A 21,387-nucleotide genomic window follows, 5' to 3' on the forward strand; every position below is an offset into this window, starting at 1 on the left:
GAGGAGCGGCGGCCTTGAACCGTCCGTAACCGGAGGCGACCATGTTCATCCAGACCGAAGCCACGCCGAACCCGGCGACGCTGAAATTCCTGCCCGGCCGCACCGTCATGCCAGACGGCACGCTGGAGCTGCGCGATGCCGACCAGGCGGACCGCTCGCCGCTGGCCTCGCGGCTCTTCGCCGTCGACGGCGTCTCGGGCGTGTTCCTCGGCTCCGATTTCATCACCGTGACCAAGTCCGGTGGCGAGTGGCCGCATCTCAAGCCCGCGATCCTCGGCGCCATCATGGAGCATTTCATGTCGGGCGCGCCGGTGCTCTCGGACGGCTCGAGCGCCGACGTCACGGACGAGGGCGAGTTCTTCGCACCGGAGGACGCCGCGACCGTCGACACGATCAAGGACCTCTTGGAGACGCGCATCCGCCCGGCGGTGGCCGGCGATGGCGGCGACATCACCTTCCGCGGCTACAAGGACGGCGTCGTCTATCTGGCGATGAAGGGCTCCTGCGCGGGCTGCCCGTCCTCGACCGCGACCCTGAAGCACGGCATCCAGAACCTGCTGCGCCACTTCCTGCCGGATGTGCGCGAGGTCGAGGCCGTCTGACACTCCTCTCCGCGGTCATCCCGGACGCAGCGAAGCGGAGATCCGGGATCCATGCCTGAACATCTCTCGGCAGCGCTCCGGCATGGATCCCGGGTCTCCCTTCGGTCGCCCGGGATGACATGCTATGGGCTGTTCATGAATCAGTATCCGACGGGGCAGTGATGCGCATCCTGGCGATCGACACCGCGCTCGGCGCCTGCTCTGCCTGCGTGCTCGAGATGGGCGAGGCCAAGCCGCTCGCCCGCGAGCAGATCGCGATGGACCGCGGCCATGCCGAAGCGCTGATGCCGCTGATCGAGCGCGTGATGAACGCGGTCGAGGGCGGCTTCTCCTCGCTCGACCGCGTCGCCGTCACCATCGGCCCGGGCAGCTATACCGGGCTGCGCGTCGGGATCAGCGCGGCGCGCGCCATCGCCCTGGCGGCCGGAATCCCCGCCGTCGGCGTGACGACGCTGGCCGCCACGGCCGCGCCGCTGGTCGGCCGCGAGCCCGGCCGGGTGATCGCGGCGGCGCTCGACGCCAAGCATGGCCAGGTCTGGTTCCAGGCGCTGAACGCGCAGGGCAAGCAGCTCGTCTCGGTGCGTCAGGTCAATCACCGCGACGCGGCGCGCGCGATCGGCGCGGGTCCGGTCAGCCTGGTCGGCTCGGCGGCACTCGCCATCGCCAACGAAGCCTGGGCGATCGGGCTCGACGCGCTGGTCATCGACGACGCCAAGGCGCCCGACGTGACCTGGGTGGCGCGGCTCGGCCTGCTCGCCGACCCGGCCGCCGCGCCGCCGCGCCCGCTCTATCTGAAGGAGCCGGAAACCACGCCGCAGGACCGCGCCCGGCTGCCCCGGCGCTGATTTCATCGATTCCGCGCTTGCCAGGCCGCCGGAACATGCGATCAAGCGGCATGGACTGGCTGCACCGACTGCTCCACCCCGATAGCGGACCGCTGCGCACCGCCCGCCTCGACGTGCGGCACGCACGCCATGTCGCGGCGCTGCATCATCTCGGCGGCTTTGCGCGCGGCTGGGAGCCGGGCGAATGCGCCGGGCTCCTGGTCGATGCGGCGGTCGTCGCCGACGGCGTCTTTCCCGGCAATGCCCCCAACCCCGCTGGCTTCGCGATGTCGCGCCTGGCGGCCGACGAGGCCGAGATCCTCAGCATCGTCGTCGCGCCACAACGGCGCGGCAGCGGCTTCGGCCGGGCGCTTCTCGCCGCCCATATCAGCCAGCTCGCGGCCAGGGGCGCGGCGCATGTCTATCTCGAGGTCGAGGACGGCAATATCGCAGCCGACCGGCTGTACCGGCATTTCGGCTTCCGCGAGGTCGGACGCCGCAAGGGCTATTATCCGAAGCCGGATGGCAGCCGGACGACCGCCGTCACCATGCGGCTGGATCTGGCATGAACGGCCTGCACCCCGGCGCGATCCTGCGGCTCACGGTGCTGGCGATCGGCACGCTCGTGCTGCTTCCCATGCAGCTCGTCGCGCTGCGGCTCGGGCCGCGCCACGGCTTGGGACTGCCCCTGCTGTACCATCGCTTCGGCTGCGCCTGTCTGGGCGTGAGGCGGCGGGTGCGCGGAACGCCTCCTCCGGCGGGCGAGGGCGCGCTCATCGTCGCCAATCATGTCTCCTGGCTCGACATCTCGGTGATCGGCGCCGAGCGCCGGCTCTGTTTCGTCGCGAAATCCGAGGTCGCGGGCTGGCCGGTGTTCGGCCTGCTCGCGAAGCTCCAGCGCACTCTCTTCATCGACCGCTCGCGCAAGACCGCGACGGCCGGCGTCACGGCCGAGATGGGCCGGCGCATCTCGGACGGCCAGTCGGTCGTGCTCTTCGCCGAGGGCACCACCGGCGACGGCACCCGCACCCTGCCGCTGCGCTCGGCGCTGCTCGGCGCCGCGCATGAGGCGCTCGGCCGCAACGGCGGCGACGGCGACATCACGATCTATCCCCTCGCCATCACCTATACCGGCTTTCACGGGATGGCGGGCGGGCGCGTCGAACGCTCGGCGCTGGCCTGGTATGGCGATATGGAACTCGCACCCCATCTCAAGGCCATGCTCGATGCCGGCGCGATCGATGTCGAGCTCGCCTGGGGCGAGCCGATCCGCATGGGGCACCGGACCTCGCGCAAGGAGGCCACGCGCCTCGCCGAGCGCGCGATCCGCGCGGCCCGCCGCGAGACGATCACCGGGCGGCCGGGGGCGCCGGATCAGCGCCACCTCGATGGCGCGGATGTTGCTTGAAGAACCGCCTATGGCGGAAGACATTTCCACCGGGCGCGATCCGGAGTAAGGAGACGGTTTGGAGACCCGATCCGCAACGATGAAGAAAGTCCATATCAAGTCCTTCGGCTGCCAGATGAACGTCTATGACGGGCAGCGCATGGCCGATATCCTGGCTGGGCAGGGCTATGAGGAGACGGCGACGCCCGAGGGCGCGGACCTGATCCTGCTCAATACCTGCCATATCCGCGACCGGGCGGTGCAGAAGGTCTATACCGAGCTCGGCAAGCTCCGCGATCTCAAGAACGGCCAGAACGCGACCGGGCAGGACACAAGGATCGTCGTCGCCGGCTGCGTCGCCCAGGCCGAGGGCGCCGAGATTCAGCGCCGGCAGCCGGCCGTCGACCTCGTCGTCGGGCCGCAGGCCTATCACCGCCTGCCGGCTTTGCTCGATGAGGCGCGGCGCAGGCGCGTGGTCGATACCGACCTGCCGATCGACGACAAGTTCGGCCATCTGCCGGCGCCCAAGCCGGCCGCAATCCGGGGCCGCGGCATCTCGGCCTTCGTCACGATCCAGGAGGGCTGCGACAAGTTCTGCGCCTTCTGCGTCGTGCCCTATACGCGCGGCGCGGAATTCTCGCGCCCGGTCGCAGCGATCGTCTCCGAGATCGAGCGGCTGGCGGAGGCGGGCGTGCAGGACGTCACGCTGATCGGCCAGAACGTCAATGCCTATCATGGCGACGGGCCGGACGGCGCGGTCTGGAGCCTGGCGCGGCTGATGCACCGCGTCGCCGAGGTGCCGGGCGTCACCCGCATCCGCTACACCACGAGCCATCCGCGCGACATGGACGACGACCTGATCGCGGCCCATCGCGACCTGCCGCAGGTGATGCCCTTCCTGCATCTGCCGGTCCAGGCGGGCTCCGATCGGATTCTGGCGGCGATGAACCGCAAGCACACGGCCGACGAGTATCGCCGGCTGATCGAGCGCGTGCGCGCGGCGCGGCCCGATATCGCGCTGTCCTCGGATTTCATCGTCGGCTTCCCCGGCGAGAGCGACGCCGATTTCGCGGAGACGCTGCGCCTGGTCGAGGATATCGGCTTCGCCTCGAGCTATTCCTTCAAATATTCGCCGCGGCCCGGCACGCCGGCCGCCGATCTCGGCGACCAGGTCGCGCCCGAGCTGATGAGCGAGCGCCTGCATCGATTGCAGGAGCGCATCGAGCACCACCGCCAGGCCTTCAACCATGCCATGGTCGGCCGGACGGTCGATGTCCTGCTCGAACGCGTTGGACGGCATCCGGGACAGCTTGCGGGAAAATCGCCATACCTTCAGGCTGTCCAGATCGAAGCCAGGGCGAATCAGATCGGCGACATGGTCAAGGTGGTGATCGAGCGAGCGGGCTCGAATTCGCTGTTCGGCCGCGAGGCCGGGCCGGAGGGCCTCGCCGCTTGAGCGCCGCCGCTTCCAGCCCGGCCCCTGTGCCGGCTTTCGGACCCTGTCATCAGGATGAGATCGACTCATCGAGTTATGCACCAGGACTACCCGGCCCCACGCTCCTGTCCGGCCGGCATGCGCGCCAGGGAGACGACGCTTTTGGCACAGGCTGACCAGGTGACACCGAGATCCGATCGAGAGCCGCGCCGCGAAGGCGCATCGCCACGCGTCGAGAGCCTGACGCGCGACGGGGTCCCGGCCACCGAGGTCGTGCTGTCCTTCGAGGACAACCGGCTGGCCAGCCTCGTCTTCGGGCAATACGACCAGAACCTGGCGCATCTCGAGCGCCGGCTCGGCGTCGTCATCAACCCGAACGGCAACCATGTCACCATCAAGGGCCCGCGCGAGACCGCCGAACAGGCCGGACGCGTGCTGAAGACGCTTTATGCCCGCGCCAAGGCCAATGCGCCGGTCAATCTCGGCGAGGTCGACGGCGCGATCGAGGAAAGCAACGTGCAGCGCTCGCTGTTCCCGGCGGAAAACACCGGAAAAGCCTCCTTCGAGGCGATCGTCACGCGCAAGCGCGGCCCCGTGCGGGCGCGCAACGCGGCGCAGGATTCCTACCTGCGCCAGCTCAAGCGCAACGAGCTCGTGCTCGCCGAGGGACCGGCCGGCACCGGCAAGACCTGGCTCGCCGTCGGCCATGCCGTCTCGCTGATCGAGCAGGGCGTCGTCGAGCGCATGGTGCTGTCGCGGCCGGCCGTCGAGGCCGGCGAGCGGCTCGGCTTCCTGCCGGGCGACATGCGCGAGAAGGTCGACCCCTATCTGCGCCCGATCTATGACGCGCTCAACGATTTCATGGAGGCGCGCCATGTCGAGCGCGCCCTGCAGACCGGCATGATCGAGATCGCCCCGCTCGCCTTCATGCGCGGGCGCACCCTGACCAACGCGGTCGTGCTGCTCGACGAGGCGCAGAACGCGACCTCGGTGCAGATGAAGATGTTCCTGACCCGCCTCGGCGAGGGCTCGCGCATGATCATCACGGGCGACCCGAGCCAGATCGACCTGCCGCCCGGGCAGCGTTCCGGCCTGATCGAGGCGGTGAAGCTGCTTTCCGGCGTCGAGGGCGTCGGCCATGCCCGCTTCGAGGAAGGCGACGTCGTGCGCCACGATCTCGTGCGCCGGATCGTGATGGCCTATGAGAGCGCGGCGCGCCAGGAGCGCGACCAGCGCGAGGAACGCGCCCGCGCGGTTGTCGCCGACGCGCCGCCGGCCCCGGTCGAGGGCGACAGCGAGGGGCTGAAGCGTACCCTCTCGCGGGAGCGGCCGCGATGAAAGACCGACCTCCCACGCGGCGCCCGGCGCCGCCGACACAACAGCTCTCGATCGCCATCCGGACGCAGTCGCGGCGCTGGCGCGAGCTCGCAGACCTGCGCGAGCGGGTGGCCTCGGCCGCCGACGCGGCCCTGGCCGTCGCGCCCGTCAAGCCGCGCGAGGCGGCCGAGCTCAGCCTGCTGCTGACCGACGACAAGCGCATCCGCGCCGTCAACCGCGACTGGCGCGGCTTCGACAAGGCGACGAACGTGCTCTCCTTCCCGGCGGCGCCGCCGGAGCGGATCGCCACGAGCCCGGTCCTCGGCGATATCGTGCTGGCCTATGAGACGGTCGCGCGCGAGGCCGGCGACGAGGGCAAGAGCATCGGCGATCATCTCAGCCATCTCGTCGTCCACGGCCTGCTGCACCTGCTCGGCGAAGACCACGAGACGGAGGACGAGGCGACGCGGATGGAGGGTCTCGAAGTCGCCGCGCTGGCGCGGCTCGGCATCGCCGATCCCTATGCCGGCACCGAGCCGGCCTCTGCCCCGAAGACGCAACACGAACCAGACCATCCGAGATCATGAGCGACGACAGTAGACCGGCTCCAAGCGAACCTCCCAGTCGCGGCCTGGCCCAGTGGCTGAGCCATTTCCTCGACCGCCTCGGTCTGCGCAACGGCGCGACCATTCGCGAGGACATCGCCGAAGCGCTGGCCCAGGGCAGCGGACAACTCGCCGATCTGAGCCCGCAGGAGCGGGCGATGCTGTCGAACGTGCTCAGCCTGCGCGAGCGCCGCATCGCCGACGTGATGGTGCCGCGCGCCGACATCATCGCCGTGTCGTCCGAGGCAACGCTGGGCGAATTGCTGGCGCTGTTCCGTACCGCCGGCCATTCGCGGCTGCCGGTCTATGGCGAGACGCTCGACGACCCGCGCGGCATGGTCCATATCCGCGACTTCCTCGATTTCATCGCGGCGCGGGCCAAGCCCGGCCGGCGCAGCGGGCAGGCGGCCGCGATCGGCCCCAGCCTCGGCGCGATCGACCTCTCGGCGCCGCTCGCCTCGGCCAAGATCCTGCGGCCGGTGCTCTATGTCCCGCCCTCGATGCCCGCCGTCGACCTTCTGGTGCGGATGCAGGCGACGCGGACCCATATCGCGCTGGTGATCGACGAATATGGCGGCACCGACGGACTGGTCTCGATCGAGGATCTCGTCGAGATCGTGGTCGGAGACATCGAGGACGAGCACGACCTGGACGAGGCGCCGACGATCGCTCCGGCCGGCGACAACCGGTTCACGGCGGATGCCCGCGCGACGCTCGAGGACCTCAAGGAGGCGACCGGAATCGACCTGTCGGAAGCCGAGGTCGCGGAAGAGGTCGACACGCTCGGCGGCCTGATCGTGACGCTGGCCGGCCGCGTGCCGGCGCGCGGCGAGCTGATCCAGGGCCCGGAGGGGCTCGCCTTCGAAATCCTCGACGCCGATCCACGCCGCATCAAGCGGCTGCGCATCCACCGCAGCGCGCCCATGGTTCCGGACTCGCCGGCAGCGGCGGATACCGGCTGATGCGCTTTGCCGCCCTTGCCGACCGGGTCATCCTCGCCTGGGGCTGGCCCCGGCGCCTGATCGCGCTCGTGGCGGGCGCGGCGGGCGCTCTCGCCCTGCCGCCGCTCGACCTCTGGCCGCTGATCGTCGTGCCGATGACGATCGCCGTCTGGCTCATCGACGGCGCGGTCGGCACCACCCGCTGGGCGCGGGTCCGGGCCGCCCTGGCCGTCGGCTGGTGGTGGGGGTTCGGTTTCTTTCTCGCCGGCTTGTGGTGGCTGGGCGCGGCCTTCCTCGTCGAGGCCGACAAATTCGCCTGGGCGATGCCGCTCGGCGTCGTCGCCTTGCCGGCCGGGCTCGCCTTGTTCCCGGCGCTCGGTTTCGCGGCGGCGCGCCTGGTCTGGCCGCAAGGCAGCGGCCGCATCCTGATCTTCGCCGTCGCGCTCGCGCTGAGCGAGTGGCTGCGCGGGCATGTGCTGACCGGCTTTCCCTGGAACGCCTATGGCATGATGCTGGCGGGGCAGGCCTGGATCGCGCAATTCGCCTCGCTCGCCGGGCTTTACGGGCTGACCCTGGTCGCGGTCGCGATCGGCGCGGCGCCGGCGACGCTGGGCACCGGCAAGCCGGGCCCGGCGCGCTGGCGGGCGCCCGTCCTCGCCCTCGCCGTACTGTGCGGATTGCTCGGCTTCGGCGCCTGGCGCATCCCGGCCGCCCCCACGCCTGATGTCAGCGGCGTCAAGCTGCGCCTGATGCAGCCCAACCTGCCGCAGGACGCCAAGTTCAACCCACGCGCCGGCGAGGCGATCCTGAGCCGCTATCTCGCGCTCAGCGACCGGGCGACGAGCCCGCGCACGCTCGGCGTCCAGGACGTCACCCATCTGATCTGGCCGGAATCGGCCTTTCCCTTCCTGCTCGGCCGCACGCCGCAGGCGCTGTCGCGGATCGCGGCGCTGCTGCCGCCCAACGCCACGCTGATCACGGGCGCGGCGCGAGCGGGCGAGACCCTGCCCGGCGAGAGCCGGCCGCCGATCTTCAACTCCATCCAGGTGGTCAATGACGAGGGCGCGATCGTCGCGAGCTACGACAAGGTCCATCTCGTTCCGTTCGGCGAGTATCTTCCGGCCATCCTCGAAACCTTGATCCGCAGCGTCGGACTCTCCGAGTTCGTCGCCGTGCCCGGCGGCTTCGCCGCCGCGTCGCGCCGGATGCCGCTCACCATACGCGGCCTGCCGCCGGCGGCGGCCCTGATCTGCTACGAGGCGGTCTTTCCCGGCGAAGTGATGCCGCAGGGCCCGCGCCCCGGCTTCATGCTCAACCTCACCAATGACGGCTGGTTCGGCCAGACGAGCGGGCCCTACCAGCATTTCGCCCAGGCGCGGCTGCGCAGCGTCGAAGAGGGATTGCCGCTCGTGCGCGTCGCCAATACCGGTATTTCGGCCGTAATTGACCCCTACGGCCGGGTCACCGCGAGCCTCCCGCTCGGAACCGAAGGCGTGCTTGACGCCGCTCTGCCGATAAATGTCCCCGCTACGCTCTACGCGCAATTCGGGGATGTCTTTTTTGCAGGGCTTGTCTTAGCATTCCTGCTCCTGTCCCGTCTTCGCCTTACGAGGTAATCCCATTTGGAACTATTTCCACGGCGCAAGATGTCGGATAAGAGGTGGTTATAATAGACCTTAGTATCATGCTTAACCACAGGACGCCTGCCGGATTGCGGCTTCGGCAGACCGTCCTTACCCAAGGCCCGTCGGTCCATGCTCAAGAAAATCCCCAATCCAATCGATCGTCATGTCGGCAGCCGTGTCCGGATGCGCCGCATGCTTGCTGGTGTCAGCCAGGAAAAACTCGGCGATGCGCTCGGCCTGACTTTCCAGCAGGTCCAGAAATACGAGAAGGGCGCCAATCGCATCAGCGCCAGCCGCTTGCAGCAGATCGCCAAGATGCTGGATGTGCCGGTCTCCTTCTTCTTCGACGGCGCTCCCACGGGCGATACGCCGAGCGGAGGCTTTTCCGACTCCGCCTCGACGACCTACATCTCCGACTTCCTGTCGACCAGCGAAGGCGTGCAGCTGACCAAGGCCTTCGTGCGCATCAAGAGTGGACGAGTCCGCCGCCGGATCATCGACCTGGCCGAGGCTCTTGCCGAGGAAGATAGCGAAAAGAGCTGATCACAGCGGTTTTTCGTTCGTCTTGACGAACATCTCTCCCGATAAACGGATTTCGGCGCTTGACGCCGAACGCCTCCGCTGCAAAAACGCTGCGCCCTGCTCCGGTCGGGCCTCCGCTGGCGGCCGCCAGCTTTCCCGTGGATGAAGGATCCTTCGCCCGTGTCACGCCAAAATTACCTGTTCACCAGCGAGTCCGTTGCCGAAGGTCATCCCGACAAGGTCTGCGACCGGATCTCCGACGAAGTCGTCGATCTGTTCTTCAAGGAAGCGGCCAAGGCCGGAATGGACGCGAGCCAGGTGCGCGTCGCCTGCGAAACGCTGGCCACCACCAATCGCGTCGTCATCGCCGGCGAGGTCCGCACCTCGCTCGACGAGAAGGCGATGAAGAGCAAGGTCAAGTCGGCCGCGCGCAAGGCGATCCGGGCGATCGGCTACGAGCAGGACGGCTTCCACTGGAAGAAGTGCAAGATCGACGTGCTACTGCACGCCCAGTCGGCCGATATCGCCCAGGGCGTCGACGCCGCCGGCAACAAGGACGAAGGCGCGGGCGACCAGGGCATCATGTTCGGCTATGCCTGCCGCGAGACGCCCGAGCTGATGCCGGCGCCGATCTACTACGCCCACAAGATCCTCGAGGTCCTCGCCAAGGCGCGCCATGCAGGCGAAGGCCCGGCCGCCAAGCTCGGCCCCGACGCCAAGAGCCAGGTCACCGTCAAATACGAGAACGGCAAGCCGGTCGGCGTCACCCAGATCGTGCTCTCGACCCAGCATCTCGACGACAAGCTCTCCTCGGGCGACGTGCGCAAGATCGTCGAGCCCTATATCCGCGACACGCTGCCCGATGGCTGGGTCTCGAAGGACACCGTCTGGCACGTCAATCCGACCGGCAAGTTCGTGATCGGCGGCCCCGACGGCGACGCCGGCCTGACCGGCCGCAAGATCATCGTCGACACCTATGGCGGAGCGGCCCCCCATGGCGGCGGCGCCTTCTCGGGCAAGGATCCGACCAAGGTCGACCGTTCGGCCGCCTATGCGGCGCGCTATCTCGCCAAGAACGTCGTCGCGGCCAAGCTCGCCGACCGCTGCACGATCCAGCTCTCCTACGCCATCGGCGTCGCCAAGCCGCTCTCGGTCTATGTCGACCTGCACGGCACCGGCAAGGTCGACGAGGCCAAGCTGGAGAAGGTGCTCGGCGAGGTCATGGACCTCTCGCCGCGCGGCATCCGCACCCATCTCGGCCTCAACAAGGCGATCTACGCCAAGTCGGCCTCCTACGGTCATTTCGGCCGCAAGGCCGGCCGTGACGGCAGCTTCTCCTGGGAGAAGACCGATCTCGCCGACACGCTGAAGAAGGCCGTCGCCTAAGCCGACATCCGGCCCGCCGGAGACCAGGAAGGCCGGAGCAACCGCTCCGGCCTTTGCTTTTGCGGCAGGCGTTCCAGGCAGACGCCGGCTGATTTCCACCTGACCGCATCGTGCTCTAAAGACCGCCAGCATGACCGAAGACTACGATACGGACCGGGCCTTTTTCGGCCGGCGCAAGGGCAAGCCCCTGCGCGAAGGCCAGAACGCCGTGATCGCCGGCGTGCTGCCCCGCCTGCGCCTGCCCGACGGCGAGATCGGCGACCTCACGACGCTCTTCCCGAACCCGGTCGAGGCCGTGCGGCTGGAGATCGGCTTCGGCGGCGGCGAGCATCTGCTGGCGCGGATGCGCGAGAGCCCGCAGATCGGCTTCATCGGCTGCGAGCCTTTCGTCAACGGCATGGCGAAGTTCCTGGCGATCGTCGAGCGCGAGAAGCTCGGCAATATCCGGCTCTGGGACGGCGACGCGGCGCTGATGCTGCCGCGGCTGCCGGAAGGCGGCCTCGACGCGATCGACCTGCTCTATCCCGATCCCTGGCCGAAGCGCCGGCAGCGCAAGCGCCGCTTCGTCTCTGAGCGCACGCTCGGCCTGTTCGCGCGGGCCCTGCGCAAGGGCGGCCGCTTCCGCTTCGCCAGCGATATCGACGATTATGTCGGCTGGACGCTGGCGCGGCTGCTGGCCTCGTCCGATTTCGAGTGGACCGACGAGCGGGCCGACGACTGGCGCCAGCCCTATCCCGGCTGGGTCCGCACCCGCTACGAGGCCAAGGCGATCGCGGCGGGGCGGGTGCCGAGCTATCTCACTGCGCGCCGTCGCGCATCCTGAGGAAGCCGAGCACGCGCTGGGCCGTGACCGGCGTCAGCGTGCGGAAGCTCTGGCGCGCCCGTTCGACCGCAGGCGCTGATTTGCCGTCGCCCTTGCGCAGGCCGATCAGGGCGCGCGTCGTCTCCCAGGACCAGCCGAGACCGCGGCCGACGAGCAGGACCGCATCGCGATCCGGACCCAGGATGATCTGCTCGGTCGCCGGCAAGCCAAGCCTGGCCAGGATGGCGACCGCGCAAATCGCGTGTTCGGTGGCGCCCGTGCCCGCCAGTTCCGCGACCTTGGCCTCGTCGAGCTTACCGGCATCGTGGAGGCGCTTGATCTCCGCGAGCGCGGCGCTGAACTTGCCGAGATCGTCCTGGAGCTCGGCCGAGACCGCATGAGCGCTGCGCTCGACGGCGCCATCGACGGCGCTGGCCATGGCCGGCTCCAATGTCGCCGCCAGCCGGCGACGGGCGGAGTTCTTGGCCGCCAGCGTCAGCTGCTCGACGAGCTCGGCGGGAATGTCGCCCCGGGTTCCGAGCGTCGTCTGCAGGGCGTCGTCCTGCACCGCCCGCATCACCAGCACGCCCATGCCATGGCGCGAGAAGCGGGCCGTCTGATTGGCGGCAACGGCATGGGTGACGACCCGGCCGCCGCGCAGGATCAGGAAGTCGGTGACGGGCTCGCCGAGATCGACCCGCTCGGTGATGGCGAGCATATGGTCACGGCCCTTGGCGGCCGAGATCGCCACCAGGTCCTGATCCGAGAGCACCGGCGAGCCGACCAGGACCGGGCGTGCGACCGCGATCTCGTCGAGCGCGAGCTGGCGCACGACGCCGCCGGGCGCATTGGGGACGGCGGCGAGGCGCTCGGACAATTCGATGCGGGCGCGCGTCTCGATGGCGCGGGCGAGCCGGCCGATCACGACGTCGAAGACACTGATCTGGTCGTCGCCCATGCCGGCGGCGCTGCTGACGAAAAGATCCGTCAGACGCATCAGGATCTGGACGCGCTCGTCGCCGGAACCGCGCGACATCGTCGCCTCTAGATCGCGCAACAGCGCGCTGACCGAACTCATGCCGAACCCTTCGCCGCAACGCGTTCACGCAACATCGCGGGACCCTAGCCGAGAAGAATGACCAGCCGGTTAGCGCGAGGACGCAAAGCCGGCCTTATACCCGCGCGAGCTTTAACCTTGCATGCCCGGCCGATGCGGACTAAATAGCGGCTCAACAGCTCTGGTTTCGGTGTAAGCCGATGATCAAGAGCGGGCCGGCCGGCCCGCTCTTTTTTGTTGGCCGCAAGCCCTGCCGGAGGAAGGCAGGCAACCTGAGCATGAACGAGCCGACAACAGCCGATCAGGACAGACGCGTGGTGACCGAGAGCGGCGTCGCCGCGCGCGTCGCCGCCATCGTCGAGCCGGCGATCGCCGATCTCGGATACCGCCTGGTGCGCGTGCGCGTCACCGGCCAGAACGGCTGCACGGTGCAGATCATGGCCGAGCGCCCGGACGGGACGATGAATGTCGAGGGCTGCGAGGCCGTGAGCCAGGCGGTTTCGCCGGCGCTCGATGTCGACGACCCGATCCAGGTCGCCTATCATCTCGAAGTGTCCTCGCCGGGGATCGACCGGCCGCTGGTGCGCCCGAGCGATTTCGCACGCTGGGCCGGGCATCTCGCCAAGATCGAGACCGACGAGCCGGTACTGGGCCGCAAGCGCTTCCGCGGCATCCTGCGTGGCGTCTCGGGTGACGCGGCGCTGCTCTCGCGCGACGACGCGAAGTCGGAGGAGGAGCGCGACGTCGCCATCCCGATGACCGCGATCGGCGAGGCGCGCCTCGTCCTGACTGATGCTCTGGTCACGGAATCGCTCAGGCGCGGCAAGTCCGGCCTGCCGCCGGAAATGCCGCCGGCCGAAGAGATCGCCAGCCCGAAGACGGGCAAGGGAAAATCGCTGGGACCGCGACCGGGCAAGCAGGCCCGGCCGGTTTCGCAGAACGACAACGAAGAGGAGTGAGCGTCATGGCTGTCAGCGCCAACAGGCTCGAACTGCTGCAGATCGCGGATGCCGTCGCCCGCGAGAAATCGATCGACCGGCAGATCGTCGTCGACGCGATGCAGGACGCCATCGCCAAGGCCGCACGCTCGCGCTACGGCGCCGAGACCGACGTCCATGCCGAGATCAACACCAAATCGGGCGAGCTGCGCCTAGCGCGCCATCTCCAGGTCGTCGACCAGGTCGAGAACGGCGCGACCGAGATCACGCTCGCCGAGGCCAAGCGGCACAATCCGGCCGCCCAGGTCGGCGACGTCATCGCCGATCCGCTGCCACCCTTCGATTTCGGCCGCATCGCCGCCCAGTCGGCCAAGCAGGTCATCGTGCAGAAGGTGCGCGAGGCCGAGCGCGACCGGCAGTACGACGAATACAAGGATCGCATCGGCGAGATCGTCAACGGCGCGGTCAAGCGCGTCGAATACGGCAATGTCTTCGTCGATCTCGGCCGTGGCGAGGCGATCATCCGCCGCGACGAGATGATCCCGCGCGAGACCTTCAAGGTCGGCGACCGCGCCCGGGCCTATGTCTATGACGTGCGCCGCGAGCCGCGCGGACCGCAGATCTTCCTGTCGCGCACGCATCCGCAATTCATGTCGAAGCTGTTCGGCCAGGAAGTGCCGGAGATCTATGACGGGATTGTCGAAGTCAAAGCTGTCGCCCGCGACCCCGGCTCGCGCGCCAAGATCGCGGTGATCAGCCGCGATTCCTCGATCGATCCGGTCGGCGCCTGCGTCGGCATGCGCGGCTCGCGCGTGCAGGCCGTGGTCGGCGAGCTGCAGGGCGAGAAGATCGACATCATCCCGTGGTCGCCCGACGTCGCGACCTTCGTCGTCAACGCGCTGCAGCCGGCCGAGGTCGCCAAGGTCGTGCTCGACGAGGAGGCCGACAAGATCGAGGTCGTGGTGCCCGACGAGCAGCTCTCGCTCGCCATCGGCCGGCGCGGCCAGAATGTCCGGCTCGCCTCGCAGCTCACCGGCTGGGACATCGACATCCTGACCGAAGCCGAGGAATCTGAGCGCCGCCAGAAGGAATTCCTGGCTCGCACCGAGACCTTCATGAACGCGCTGAATGTCGACGAGACTGTCGGCCAGCTCCTCGCCTCGGAAGGCTTCCGCTCGGTCGAGGAGGTCGCCTATGTCGAGCTCGCCGAGCTCGCCTCGATCGAGGGCTTCGACGAGGAGACCGCCGGCGAGATCCAGGCGCGCGCCCAGGAATATCTCGCCGCGGTGGAAGCCGAGCTCGACGAGAAGCGGATCGCGCTCGGCGTCGAGGACGCATTGCGCGAGGTCGAGGGCGTCACCACATCCATGATGGTGGCGCTCGGCGAGAACGACGTGAAGAGCGTCGAGGACCTTGCCGGCTGCGCGACCGACGACCTGGTCGGCTGGACCGAGCGCAAGGATGGCGAGACCACTCGCCATTCCGGCTATCTCGACGGGTTCGACCTCTCGCGCCAGGATGCGGAAGCGATCATCATGGCTGCGCGCGTCAAGGCGGGCTGGATCGAGGCTCCGGCCCCGGTCGAGGAGCCCGAAGCCGACAGCGAGGCGGCCGAGGCGTAAGCCGAGGCCAGCGCGATGAAAAGGCCGGAAACGGCGCGGTCCGCGCGCAAGGACGGCCCCGAGCGCAGCTGCGTCGTGACCCGGACCGTCAAGGCGCCGGACGACCTGATCCGTTTCGTGGTCGGGCCCGAGGGCGTGCTGACGCCGGATCTGCGCCGCAAGCTGCCGGGCCGCGGCGTCTGGACCAGCCTCAGCGCGGCGACCGTCACAGAGGCGGTGAAGCGCAAGGCTTTCGAGCGCTCGCTCAAGACCAAGGTCGTCGTGCCGCCCGAGCTGGCAACGATGATCGACGGGCTGATGCAGCGCGATGCGATCCAGGCGCTGGCCATGGCGAACAAGGCGGGACTGGTCTCGTCGGGCTTCGCCAAGGTCGAGGCGATGATCGGCTCGGGACGGCTCGCGGCCGTGATCGAGGCCAGCGACGGCGCCGATGACGGCCGCCGCAAGATCGGCCAGGCCCTGAGGCGAGCGGCGGTGGCGCGGGCCGAGGCCGGATTGAAGCCGCGCGAGGTGCCGGTTGCGGCGGAATTCGCGGCGGCCGATTTGGAATTGGCGTTGGGGCGGGCACATGTGATACATGCGGCCCTTGCTCCGGGACCGGCGGCCGAGGGTTTCCTCTCCCGCTGGCGTCGGCTCGTCCGCTACCGGACGGGCGATGCCGGTGCATTGGGCCCGGAAAGCCCGGCGGATTTCGACGAAACAGACGAACACACGACCGAACCGGCAGGACCGAAAGCGGAATGAGCGATACCAAGACCCCGGGCGACAAGACCTTGACCGTCAGCCCCCCGAAGACCCTGACGCTGAAGCGTCCTGTCGAGCAGAGCACTGTTCGGCAGAGCTTCTCGCATGGGCGCTCGAAGCAGGTCGTCGTCGAGGTCAAGCGGCGCGTCAGCGGACCGGAGCCCAAGGAGGCGCCGGTCGCGCGTGCGCCGCAGCCAGCCGTCCAGCCGAACCCCGCTCCGCGGCCAGTGCCGCAAGCTGCTCCGGCCGCGCCGCGCCCGACCGGCGGCATGCTGCTGCGCACGCTTTCCGACGACGAGAAGGATGCGCGCCAGCGCGCCCTCGCCGATTCCCGTTCGCGCGAAGCCGAAGACCGGCTGCGCGCCGAGGAAGAGGCACGCCAGCGCGCCCAGCGCGAGGCCCGCGAGCGCGAGGAGCGCGAAAGCGCCGCCCGCCGCCAGCGCGAGGAAGAGGACCGCCGCCGCCAGGAGGAAGAGCTGAAGCGCCGCGCCGACAGCGCCGTGCGCCAGCGCCTGAGCGACGAGCCGCAGCCGGCGCGCCCCGCCGCGCCGCGCGATTTCACGCCTGCTCCGTCAGCGCCGTCGGCGCCGTCCGCACCCTATTCCCCGACGCCGCGCCCGGCTTCCCGCGATATCGGCGCCCGGCCGCCGCGGCTCGATTCCCGGCCGCCGCGCCTGGATACGCCGCGTCCGCCGCGCGCCCCCGACCCGTCGGCCGGCGCCGAACCGGCCGTGGTGCGTCCGGCCCGCCAGGCGCCGACGCCATCGGTTCGCCGCAGCGATGACGGCGAGGCGCGTCCGGCCTTCCGCCGTCCCGGCGGGGCTCCCGGCGCCGCCAATCGCGGCGCGCCGGCACCGGCTCCCAAGACCCCGCGCGTCGGCGAGAAGCCACGCGGCCGCCTGACCCTCTCGACCGCCACGGGCGGCGACGACGAGCGCACACGTTCGGTCGCGGCCTTCCGCCGTCGCGTCCAGCGCATGACCGGCCACCGGGCCTCGGACGTCGCCAAGGAACGGGTGATGCGCGAGGTGATCATCCCCGAGACGATCACCATCCAGGAACTCGCCAACCGCATGACCGAGCGCGGCGTCGACGTCATCCGCCTGCTGATGAAGCAGGGCGCGATGCACAAGATCACCGACGTGATCGACGCCGACACCGCCCAGCTCGTGGCCGAGGAAATGGGCCATACCGTCAAGCGCGTCGCCGAATCCGACGTCGAGGAAGGCCTGTTCGACACGCCCGATACCGACGAGACCCTGGCCCCGCGGCCGGCGGTCGTGACAATCATGGGCCATGTCGACCACGGCAAGACCTCGCTGCTCGACGCGATCCGCCAGACCCATGTCGTCTCCGGCGAGGCGGGCGGCATCACACAGCATATCGGCGCCTATCAGGTGACGACGCCGTCGGGCTCGAAGGTGACCTTCATCGACACGCCGGGCCACGCCGCCTTCACGGCGATGCGCGCCCGCGGCGCCAAGGTGACGGACGTCGTCGTGCTCGTGGTCGCGGCCGATGACGGCGTCATGCCGCAGACGGTCGAGGCCATCAACCACGCCAAGGCGGCCAAGGTGCCGCTGATCGTGGCAATCAACAAGATCGACAAGTCCGACGCCAATCCGGACCGGGTCCGCTCCGAGCTGCTGCAATACGAGATCCAGGTCGAGTCGCTCGGCGGTGAGACGCTGGAAATCGAGGTTTCGGCCAAGACCGGCCAGAATCTCGACAAGCTGCTCGAGGCGATCGCGCTCCAGGCCGAACTGCTCGACCTCAAGGCCAATCCCGATCGCGCCGCCGAAGGCACCGTGATCGAGGCCAAGCTCGACCGCGGCCGCGGCCCGGTCGCGACCGTGCTCGTCCAGCGCGGCACTCTGCGCACGGGCGACATCATCGTCGCCGGTTCCGAATGGGGCCGCGTGCGCGCCCTGATCGGCGACACGGGCGCCCAGATCAAGGAAGCGGCGCCGTCGCTGCCGGTCGAGGTTCTCGGTTTCAACGGCACGCCCGAGGCGGGCGACCGCGTCGCGGTGGTCGAATCCGAGGCGCGCGCCCGCGAGATCACCGATTACCGCGAGCGCCAGAAGCGCGACCGCCTGGCGGCGCGCGGCGCCGGCTCGGGCGCCGGCCGCTCGCTGGCCGAGATGATGCGCGAGCTCAAGGAAGGCGCCGGCCGCAAGGAGTTCCCGCTCGTCGTCAAGGGCGACGTGCAGGGCTCGGTCGAGGCCATCGTCGGCTCGCTCGAGAAGGTCGGCAACGAGGAGGTGCGCGCCCGCGTGCTGCAATCGGGCGTCGGCGCGATCACCGAATCCGACGTCACGCTGGCCCAGGCCTCGGGCGCGGTGGTGATCGGCTTCAACGTGCGCGCCCACAAGGAAGCGCGCGAGGCGGCCGAACGGGCCGGCGTCGAGATCCGCTATTACAGCATCATCTACAACCTGATGGATGATGTGAAGGATGCGATGTCGGGCCTGCTGGCGCCGACCCTGCGCGAGACCATGCTCGGCAATGCGCAGATCCTCGAGATCTTCAACGTTTCGAAGGTCGGCAAGATCGCCGGCTGCCGCGTCACCGACGGCACGATCGAGCGCGGCGCCAATGTCCGCCTGATCCGCGACGGCGTCGTGGTGCACGAGGGCAAGCTCTCCCAGCTCAAGCGCTTCAAGGACGACGCCAAGGAAGTGGTGGCCGGCCAGGAATGCGGCATGTCCTTCGAGAACTACCAGGACATGCGCGCCGGCGACGTGATCGAGTGCTTCCGCGTCGAGGAGATCAAGCGGACGCTGTAAGCGACCGCTTGCTCACAGCGTCATGGCCGGGCTTGACCCGGCCATCTTCGCCCGAACGAGGCGCATGCTCGCGCCAGGACGTCACGAGATGGCCGGGTCAAGCCCGGCCATGACGTTTCTACGATCCACGCTCATCCGGTCCGATCCCGGAGAACGAGAACCATGGCCAAACCTGCAAAACCTTCCGGCCCCTCCCAGCGGCAGCTGCGTGTCGGCGAACTGATCCGCCACGCGCTCGCCGAGATGCTGGCGCGCGGCGACATCCATGACGACGTGCTGGCGAAGCATGTCATCACCGTGCCGGAGGTGCGCCTCTCGCCCGATCTCAAGCTCGCGACCTGCTACATCATGCCCCTGGGCGGCGAGGACGTGAAACCGGTGCTGAAGGCGCTGACCGGCCACAAGCGCTATATCCGCGGCGAGATCGCCCATCGCGTGAACCTGAAATACGCGCCGGATGTCCGCTTCCTGCAGGACGAGAGCTTCGCCGAGGCGGAGCGCATCGACGCCCTGCTCTATTCCGAGAAGGTGCGCCAGGACATCGTGAAGCAGCCGCTGCGGATCCAGCAGGATGACGAGACCGATGACTGAGGCCACAGCGCCCGCGGGGCCCGAGCAGCAGCCACGCCCGAAGAAGCGCGACGTGCATGGCTGGGTGGTGCTCGACAAGCCGGTCGGCATGACCTCGACCCATGCGGTCAGCGTGGTGAAGCGGGCGCTCAGCGCCAAGAAGGCCGGCCATGCCGGCACGCTGGACCCGCTCGCCTCGGGCCTCCTGCCGATCGCGCTCGGCGAGGCGACCAAGACCGTCCCCTTCGTCATGGACGGGCGAAAAGCCTATCAATTCACCGTCGCCTGGGGCTCGCAGACCTCGACCGACGACACCGAGGGCAGCGTGATCGCGACCTCCGAGCTGCGGCCCGAAGAAGCCGCCATCGCGGCGCTGCTGCCGCGCTTCACCGGCACGATCCTGCAGACGCCGCCAAAGTTCTCGGCGATCAAGATCGCCGGCGAGCGGGCCTATGACCTCGCCCGCGACGGCGAGGAGGTCGTGCTCCAGCCGCGCCCGGTCGAGATCGACGCGCTCCGGGTCGTCAGCCATGACGGCGCGACGACGACCTTCGAGGCCGAATGCGGCAAAGGCACCTATGTCCGCGCCATCGCGCGCGATCTCGGCATCGCGCTCGGCTGCCTCGGCCATGTCGCGCATCTGCGCCGCACCCGCGTCGGCCCGTTCACGGTGGCGGAGGCGACGACGGTCGAGAACCTGCGCGCCAGCCCCGAAGCGGCCGAGGCGGCCCTGCGGCCGGTTGCGGCGGCGCTCGGGCTGATCCCTGAGATCATCGTCCATCGCGACGCGGCGCTGCGCCTGAAGCGCGGGCAGAGCACGCTGCTGCGCGGGCGCGATGCGCCCATCGAGGCGGAAGCCGTCTATGCGACGAGCGGCGGCGTGCTGATCGCCACCGGCTCGGTGACGAATGGCGAGTTGGTGCCGCATCGCGTCTTCAACCTGTAGTAGTCGTTCAGGCGAAAACCTTCGCTTTTGAGCGGCTTAAGTGAATTTTAGCCGTCGTCGCCGAGTGTGAGGCATGCGCTCTCCGCGCACCCCCTATCGAGCGAGCGCATCATGACATTCCTGGCCCGCTTCCGCCCGTCCGTTGCGACACGTCTGGCCATTGCGGGAGCCCTGATCATCGGGCTGGCGGTCGCCGCCTCGGTGCTGCTCTCGATCCGCGCCGCCGATATGGCGATGCGCGAGCGCGCCCAGGCGAGCCTCGCCACCAATATCAACCTGCTGCGCGATATCGTGGCGGCGAAGGGCGCGCCGAAGCTCGACGGCGACAAGCTCTATTTCGGCACGGAGCTGATCAACGGCAATTTCGCCGCCGTCGACAAGGTCAAGGCGCTCTCGGGCGGGACAGCGACGGTGTTCATGGGCGACACCCGCGTCTCCACCAATGTGCAGAAGCCGGACGGCTCGCGCGCCATCGGCACCAAGCTCGCGCCGGGCGCCGCCTTCGATGCCGTGTTCAAGGAGCGCAAGACCTATTCGGGCGAGGCCGACATCCTCGGCATTCCCTATTTCACCATCTATGAGCCGATCATCCAGCCGTCGGACAACAAGGTCATCGGCGTGCTCTATGTCGGCGTCAAGCAGGCCGATTTCCTCTCGGTGATCGGCGAGATGATCACCGGCAACGCGCTTGCCGGCGCCGCGATCGCCATCCTCGGCGGCCTGGCGCTGCTGTTGCTGGTGCGCCGGATGATCCGGCCGCTGCGCTTGCTGAAGGACGCCACGCACCGTCTGGCACAGGGCGATCTCGACACGGCGCTGCCCGTGATCCGCAGCGGCGACGAGATCGCGGAGATGGGCTCGGCCGTCGCTGTGCTGCGCGAGGCGGCTCTCGCCAAGGCCCGGCTCGAGGCCGAAGCGGCCAGGCAGAACGAGATGATGGACGAGGCGCGCCATGCGACCGAGGCCGAGCGCAACGCCGCGGCAGCGCGCCAGAGCGAGCTCGCGCGCGAGCTGGAGCATGTCGTCGGGGAGCTCGGGGCAGGTCTGTCGGAGCTGGCGCAGGGCAACCTGACCCATCGCCTGAGCGGCGAGGTGCCACCGGCCTATGAAAAACTCTTCGCCGATTTCAACGAGACGGTGTCGCGTCTGTCGTCGACGGTGCGGACGATCCAGGTGACGGCAGGCGATGTCGGGCTGGCCTCGCGCGAGATCAACACCGGCGCCGATGATCTGTCGAAGCGCACCGAGGACCAGGCCTCGTCGCTGGAAGAGACC

20 protein-coding genes are annotated in these 21,387 nt (G+C 69.1%); 19 read left to right on the top strand and 1 reads right to left on the bottom strand.

Going from position 1 to position 21,387, the window contains the following annotated elements:
* The first annotated feature begins 41 nt into the window (after nucleotides 1–41).
* From ACTIF2_RS24210 to trmB, 12 genes are all read left to right on the top strand, one after another.
* Nucleotides 42–602, top strand: coding sequence for a NifU family protein (locus ACTIF2_RS24210; protein ID WP_439499693.1), 561 nt, complete (start codon nucleotides 42–44; stop codon nucleotides 600–602).
* A gap of 161 nt (nucleotides 603–763) precedes the next feature.
* On the top strand, nucleotides 764–1,447 hold the full coding sequence (gene tsaB / locus ACTIF2_RS24215; RefSeq protein ID WP_439499694.1) for a tRNA (adenosine(37)-N6)-threonylcarbamoyltransferase complex dimerization subunit type 1 TsaB: 684 nt from the start codon (nucleotides 764–766) through the stop codon (nucleotides 1,445–1,447).
* A 35-nt stretch (nucleotides 1,448–1,482) separates the two neighbouring features.
* On the top strand, nucleotides 1,483–1,995 hold the full coding sequence (locus ACTIF2_RS24220; protein ID WP_439499695.1) for a GNAT family N-acetyltransferase: 513 nt from the start codon (nucleotides 1,483–1,485) through the stop codon (nucleotides 1,993–1,995).
* Nucleotides 1,992–2,834, top strand: a complete 843-nt coding sequence (locus ACTIF2_RS24225) for a lysophospholipid acyltransferase family protein (protein WP_439499696.1) — start codon at nucleotides 1,992–1,994, stop codon at nucleotides 2,832–2,834. The genes ACTIF2_RS24220 and ACTIF2_RS24225 overlap by 4 nt, the downstream gene beginning before the upstream one ends.
* A 79-nt stretch (nucleotides 2,835–2,913) precedes the next feature.
* Nucleotides 2,914–4,269: a tRNA (N6-isopentenyl adenosine(37)-C2)-methylthiotransferase MiaB gene (miaB, locus tag ACTIF2_RS24230; RefSeq protein ID WP_439499697.1), complete on the top strand. Its 1,356-nt coding sequence runs from the start codon at nucleotides 2,914–2,916 to the stop codon at nucleotides 4,267–4,269.
* A 141-nt stretch (nucleotides 4,270–4,410) separates the two neighbouring features.
* Nucleotides 4,411–5,586, top strand: coding sequence for a PhoH family protein (locus ACTIF2_RS24235; RefSeq protein WP_439499698.1), 1,176 nt, complete (start codon nucleotides 4,411–4,413; stop codon nucleotides 5,584–5,586).
* Complete coding sequence (gene ybeY / locus ACTIF2_RS24240) at nucleotides 5,583–6,152, top strand: rRNA maturation RNase YbeY (RefSeq protein ID WP_439499699.1); 570 nt, start codon at nucleotides 5,583–5,585, stop codon at nucleotides 6,150–6,152. The genes ACTIF2_RS24235 and ybeY overlap by 4 nt, the downstream gene beginning before the upstream one ends.
* A complete protein-coding gene (locus ACTIF2_RS24245; RefSeq protein WP_439499700.1) occupies nucleotides 6,149–7,132 on the top strand; it encodes a hemolysin family protein in 984 nt (327 codons plus the stop codon). Before ybeY ends, ACTIF2_RS24245 begins: the two co-directional genes overlap by 4 nt.
* On the top strand, nucleotides 7,132–8,727 hold the full coding sequence (gene lnt, locus ACTIF2_RS24250) for an apolipoprotein N-acyltransferase (protein ID WP_439499701.1): 1,596 nt from the start codon (nucleotides 7,132–7,134) through the stop codon (nucleotides 8,725–8,727). Before ACTIF2_RS24245 ends, lnt begins: the two co-directional genes overlap by 1 nt.
* Before the next feature lie 138 nt (nucleotides 8,728–8,865).
* Nucleotides 8,866–9,279 carry a helix-turn-helix domain-containing protein gene (locus tag ACTIF2_RS24255; protein WP_439499702.1) on the top strand — a complete coding sequence of 138 codons (414 nt, stop codon included), beginning with the start codon at nucleotides 8,866–8,868 and terminating at the stop codon, nucleotides 9,277–9,279.
* 159 nt (nucleotides 9,280–9,438) lie between these two features.
* Nucleotides 9,439–10,644: a methionine adenosyltransferase gene (metK, locus tag ACTIF2_RS24260; protein ID WP_439499703.1), complete on the top strand. Its 1,206-nt coding sequence runs from the start codon at nucleotides 9,439–9,441 to the stop codon at nucleotides 10,642–10,644.
* Between the two features lie 130 nt (nucleotides 10,645–10,774).
* Nucleotides 10,775–11,467, top strand: coding sequence for a tRNA (guanine(46)-N(7))-methyltransferase TrmB (gene trmB / locus ACTIF2_RS24265; RefSeq protein ID WP_439499704.1), 693 nt, complete (start codon nucleotides 10,775–10,777; stop codon nucleotides 11,465–11,467).
* On the opposite strand, the gene ACTIF2_RS24270 is transcribed toward trmB, so the two are convergent.
* Nucleotides 11,442–12,524: a DUF2336 domain-containing protein gene (locus ACTIF2_RS24270; RefSeq protein ID WP_439499705.1), complete on the bottom strand. Its 1,083-nt coding sequence runs from the start codon at nucleotides 12,522–12,524 to the stop codon at nucleotides 11,442–11,444. The two genes, trmB and ACTIF2_RS24270, sit on opposite strands and share 26 nt — an antisense overlap.
* Nucleotides 12,525–12,781: 257 nt before the next feature.
* On the opposite strand from ACTIF2_RS24270, the gene rimP reads away from it, so the two are divergent.
* From rimP to ACTIF2_RS24305, 7 genes are all read left to right on the top strand, one after another.
* Nucleotides 12,782–13,462: a ribosome maturation factor RimP gene (gene rimP, locus ACTIF2_RS24275; protein ID WP_439499706.1), complete on the top strand. Its 681-nt coding sequence runs from the start codon at nucleotides 12,782–12,784 to the stop codon at nucleotides 13,460–13,462.
* Nucleotides 13,463–13,467: 5 nt separating this feature from the next.
* The gene (gene nusA / locus ACTIF2_RS24280; RefSeq protein ID WP_439499707.1) at nucleotides 13,468–15,063 is read left to right on the top strand and encodes a transcription termination factor NusA; all 1,596 of its coding nucleotides are present in this window, start codon (nucleotides 13,468–13,470) and stop codon (nucleotides 15,061–15,063) included.
* A 15-nt stretch (nucleotides 15,064–15,078) separates the two neighbouring features.
* The gene (locus ACTIF2_RS24285) at nucleotides 15,079–15,807 is read left to right on the top strand and encodes an RNA-binding protein (RefSeq protein WP_439499708.1); all 729 of its coding nucleotides are present in this window, start codon (nucleotides 15,079–15,081) and stop codon (nucleotides 15,805–15,807) included.
* Nucleotides 15,804–18,596, top strand: a complete 2,793-nt coding sequence (gene infB, locus ACTIF2_RS24290; RefSeq protein ID WP_439499709.1) for a translation initiation factor IF-2 — start codon at nucleotides 15,804–15,806, stop codon at nucleotides 18,594–18,596. Before ACTIF2_RS24285 ends, infB begins: the two co-directional genes overlap by 4 nt.
* A 162-nt stretch (nucleotides 18,597–18,758) precedes the next feature.
* A complete protein-coding gene (gene rbfA / locus ACTIF2_RS24295) occupies nucleotides 18,759–19,187 on the top strand; it encodes a 30S ribosome-binding factor RbfA (protein ID WP_439499710.1) in 429 nt (142 codons plus the stop codon).
* Complete coding sequence (gene truB, locus ACTIF2_RS24300) at nucleotides 19,168–20,112, top strand: tRNA pseudouridine(55) synthase TruB (protein ID WP_439499711.1); 945 nt, start codon at nucleotides 19,168–19,170, stop codon at nucleotides 20,110–20,112. Before rbfA ends, truB begins: the two co-directional genes overlap by 20 nt.
* 111 nt (nucleotides 20,113–20,223) lie before the next feature.
* Nucleotides 20,224–21,387, top strand: a 1,164-nt coding sequence (locus ACTIF2_RS24305) for a cache domain-containing protein (RefSeq protein ID WP_439499712.1), incomplete at its 3' end; no start/stop codon positions are given.

Origin of the sequence: Allobosea sp. (assembly GCF_051860145.1) — a bacterium.
Classification (GTDB): Bacteria; Pseudomonadota; Alphaproteobacteria; order Rhizobiales; family Beijerinckiaceae; genus Allobosea.

Excerpts from the sequence above, each read along its gene's own strand:
- ACTIF2_RS24210 (WP_439499693.1), top strand. The coding sequence starts at position 42 with ATGTTCATCCAGACCGAAGCCACGCCGAACCCGGCGACGCTGAAATTC.
- ACTIF2_RS24285 (WP_439499708.1), top strand. The coding sequence starts at position 15,079 with ATGAAAAGGCCGGAAACGGCGCGGTCCGCGCGCAAGGACGGCCCCGAG.
- rbfA (WP_439499710.1), top strand. The coding sequence starts at position 18,759 with ATGGCCAAACCTGCAAAACCTTCCGGCCCCTCCCAGCGGCAGCTGCGT.
- tsaB (WP_439499694.1), top strand. The coding sequence starts at position 764 with ATGCGCATCCTGGCGATCGACACCGCGCTCGGCGCCTGCTCTGCCTGC.
- rimP (WP_439499706.1), top strand. The coding sequence starts at position 12,782 with ATGAACGAGCCGACAACAGCCGATCAGGACAGACGCGTGGTGACCGAG.
- trmB (WP_439499704.1), top strand. The coding sequence starts at position 10,775 with ATGACCGAAGACTACGATACGGACCGGGCCTTTTTCGGCCGGCGCAAG.
- ACTIF2_RS24245 (WP_439499700.1), top strand. The coding sequence starts at position 6,149 with ATGAGCGACGACAGTAGACCGGCTCCAAGCGAACCTCCCAGTCGCGGC.
- ybeY (WP_439499699.1), top strand. The coding sequence starts at position 5,583 with ATGAAAGACCGACCTCCCACGCGGCGCCCGGCGCCGCCGACACAACAG.
- miaB (WP_439499697.1), top strand. The coding sequence starts at position 2,914 with ATGAAGAAAGTCCATATCAAGTCCTTCGGCTGCCAGATGAACGTCTAT.
- ACTIF2_RS24220 (WP_439499695.1), top strand. The coding sequence starts at position 1,483 with ATGCGATCAAGCGGCATGGACTGGCTGCACCGACTGCTCCACCCCGAT.
- nusA (WP_439499707.1), top strand. The coding sequence starts at position 13,468 with ATGGCTGTCAGCGCCAACAGGCTCGAACTGCTGCAGATCGCGGATGCC.
- ACTIF2_RS24255 (WP_439499702.1), top strand. The coding sequence starts at position 8,866 with ATGCTCAAGAAAATCCCCAATCCAATCGATCGTCATGTCGGCAGCCGT.
- infB (WP_439499709.1), top strand. The coding sequence starts at position 15,804 with ATGAGCGATACCAAGACCCCGGGCGACAAGACCTTGACCGTCAGCCCC.
- ACTIF2_RS24270 (WP_439499705.1), bottom strand. The coding sequence starts at position 12,524 with ATGAGTTCGGTCAGCGCGCTGTTGCGCGATCTAGAGGCGACGATGTCG.
- ACTIF2_RS24225 (WP_439499696.1), top strand. The coding sequence starts at position 1,992 with ATGAACGGCCTGCACCCCGGCGCGATCCTGCGGCTCACGGTGCTGGCG.
- lnt (WP_439499701.1), top strand. The coding sequence starts at position 7,132 with ATGCGCTTTGCCGCCCTTGCCGACCGGGTCATCCTCGCCTGGGGCTGG.
- truB (WP_439499711.1), top strand. The coding sequence starts at position 19,168 with ATGACGAGACCGATGACTGAGGCCACAGCGCCCGCGGGGCCCGAGCAG.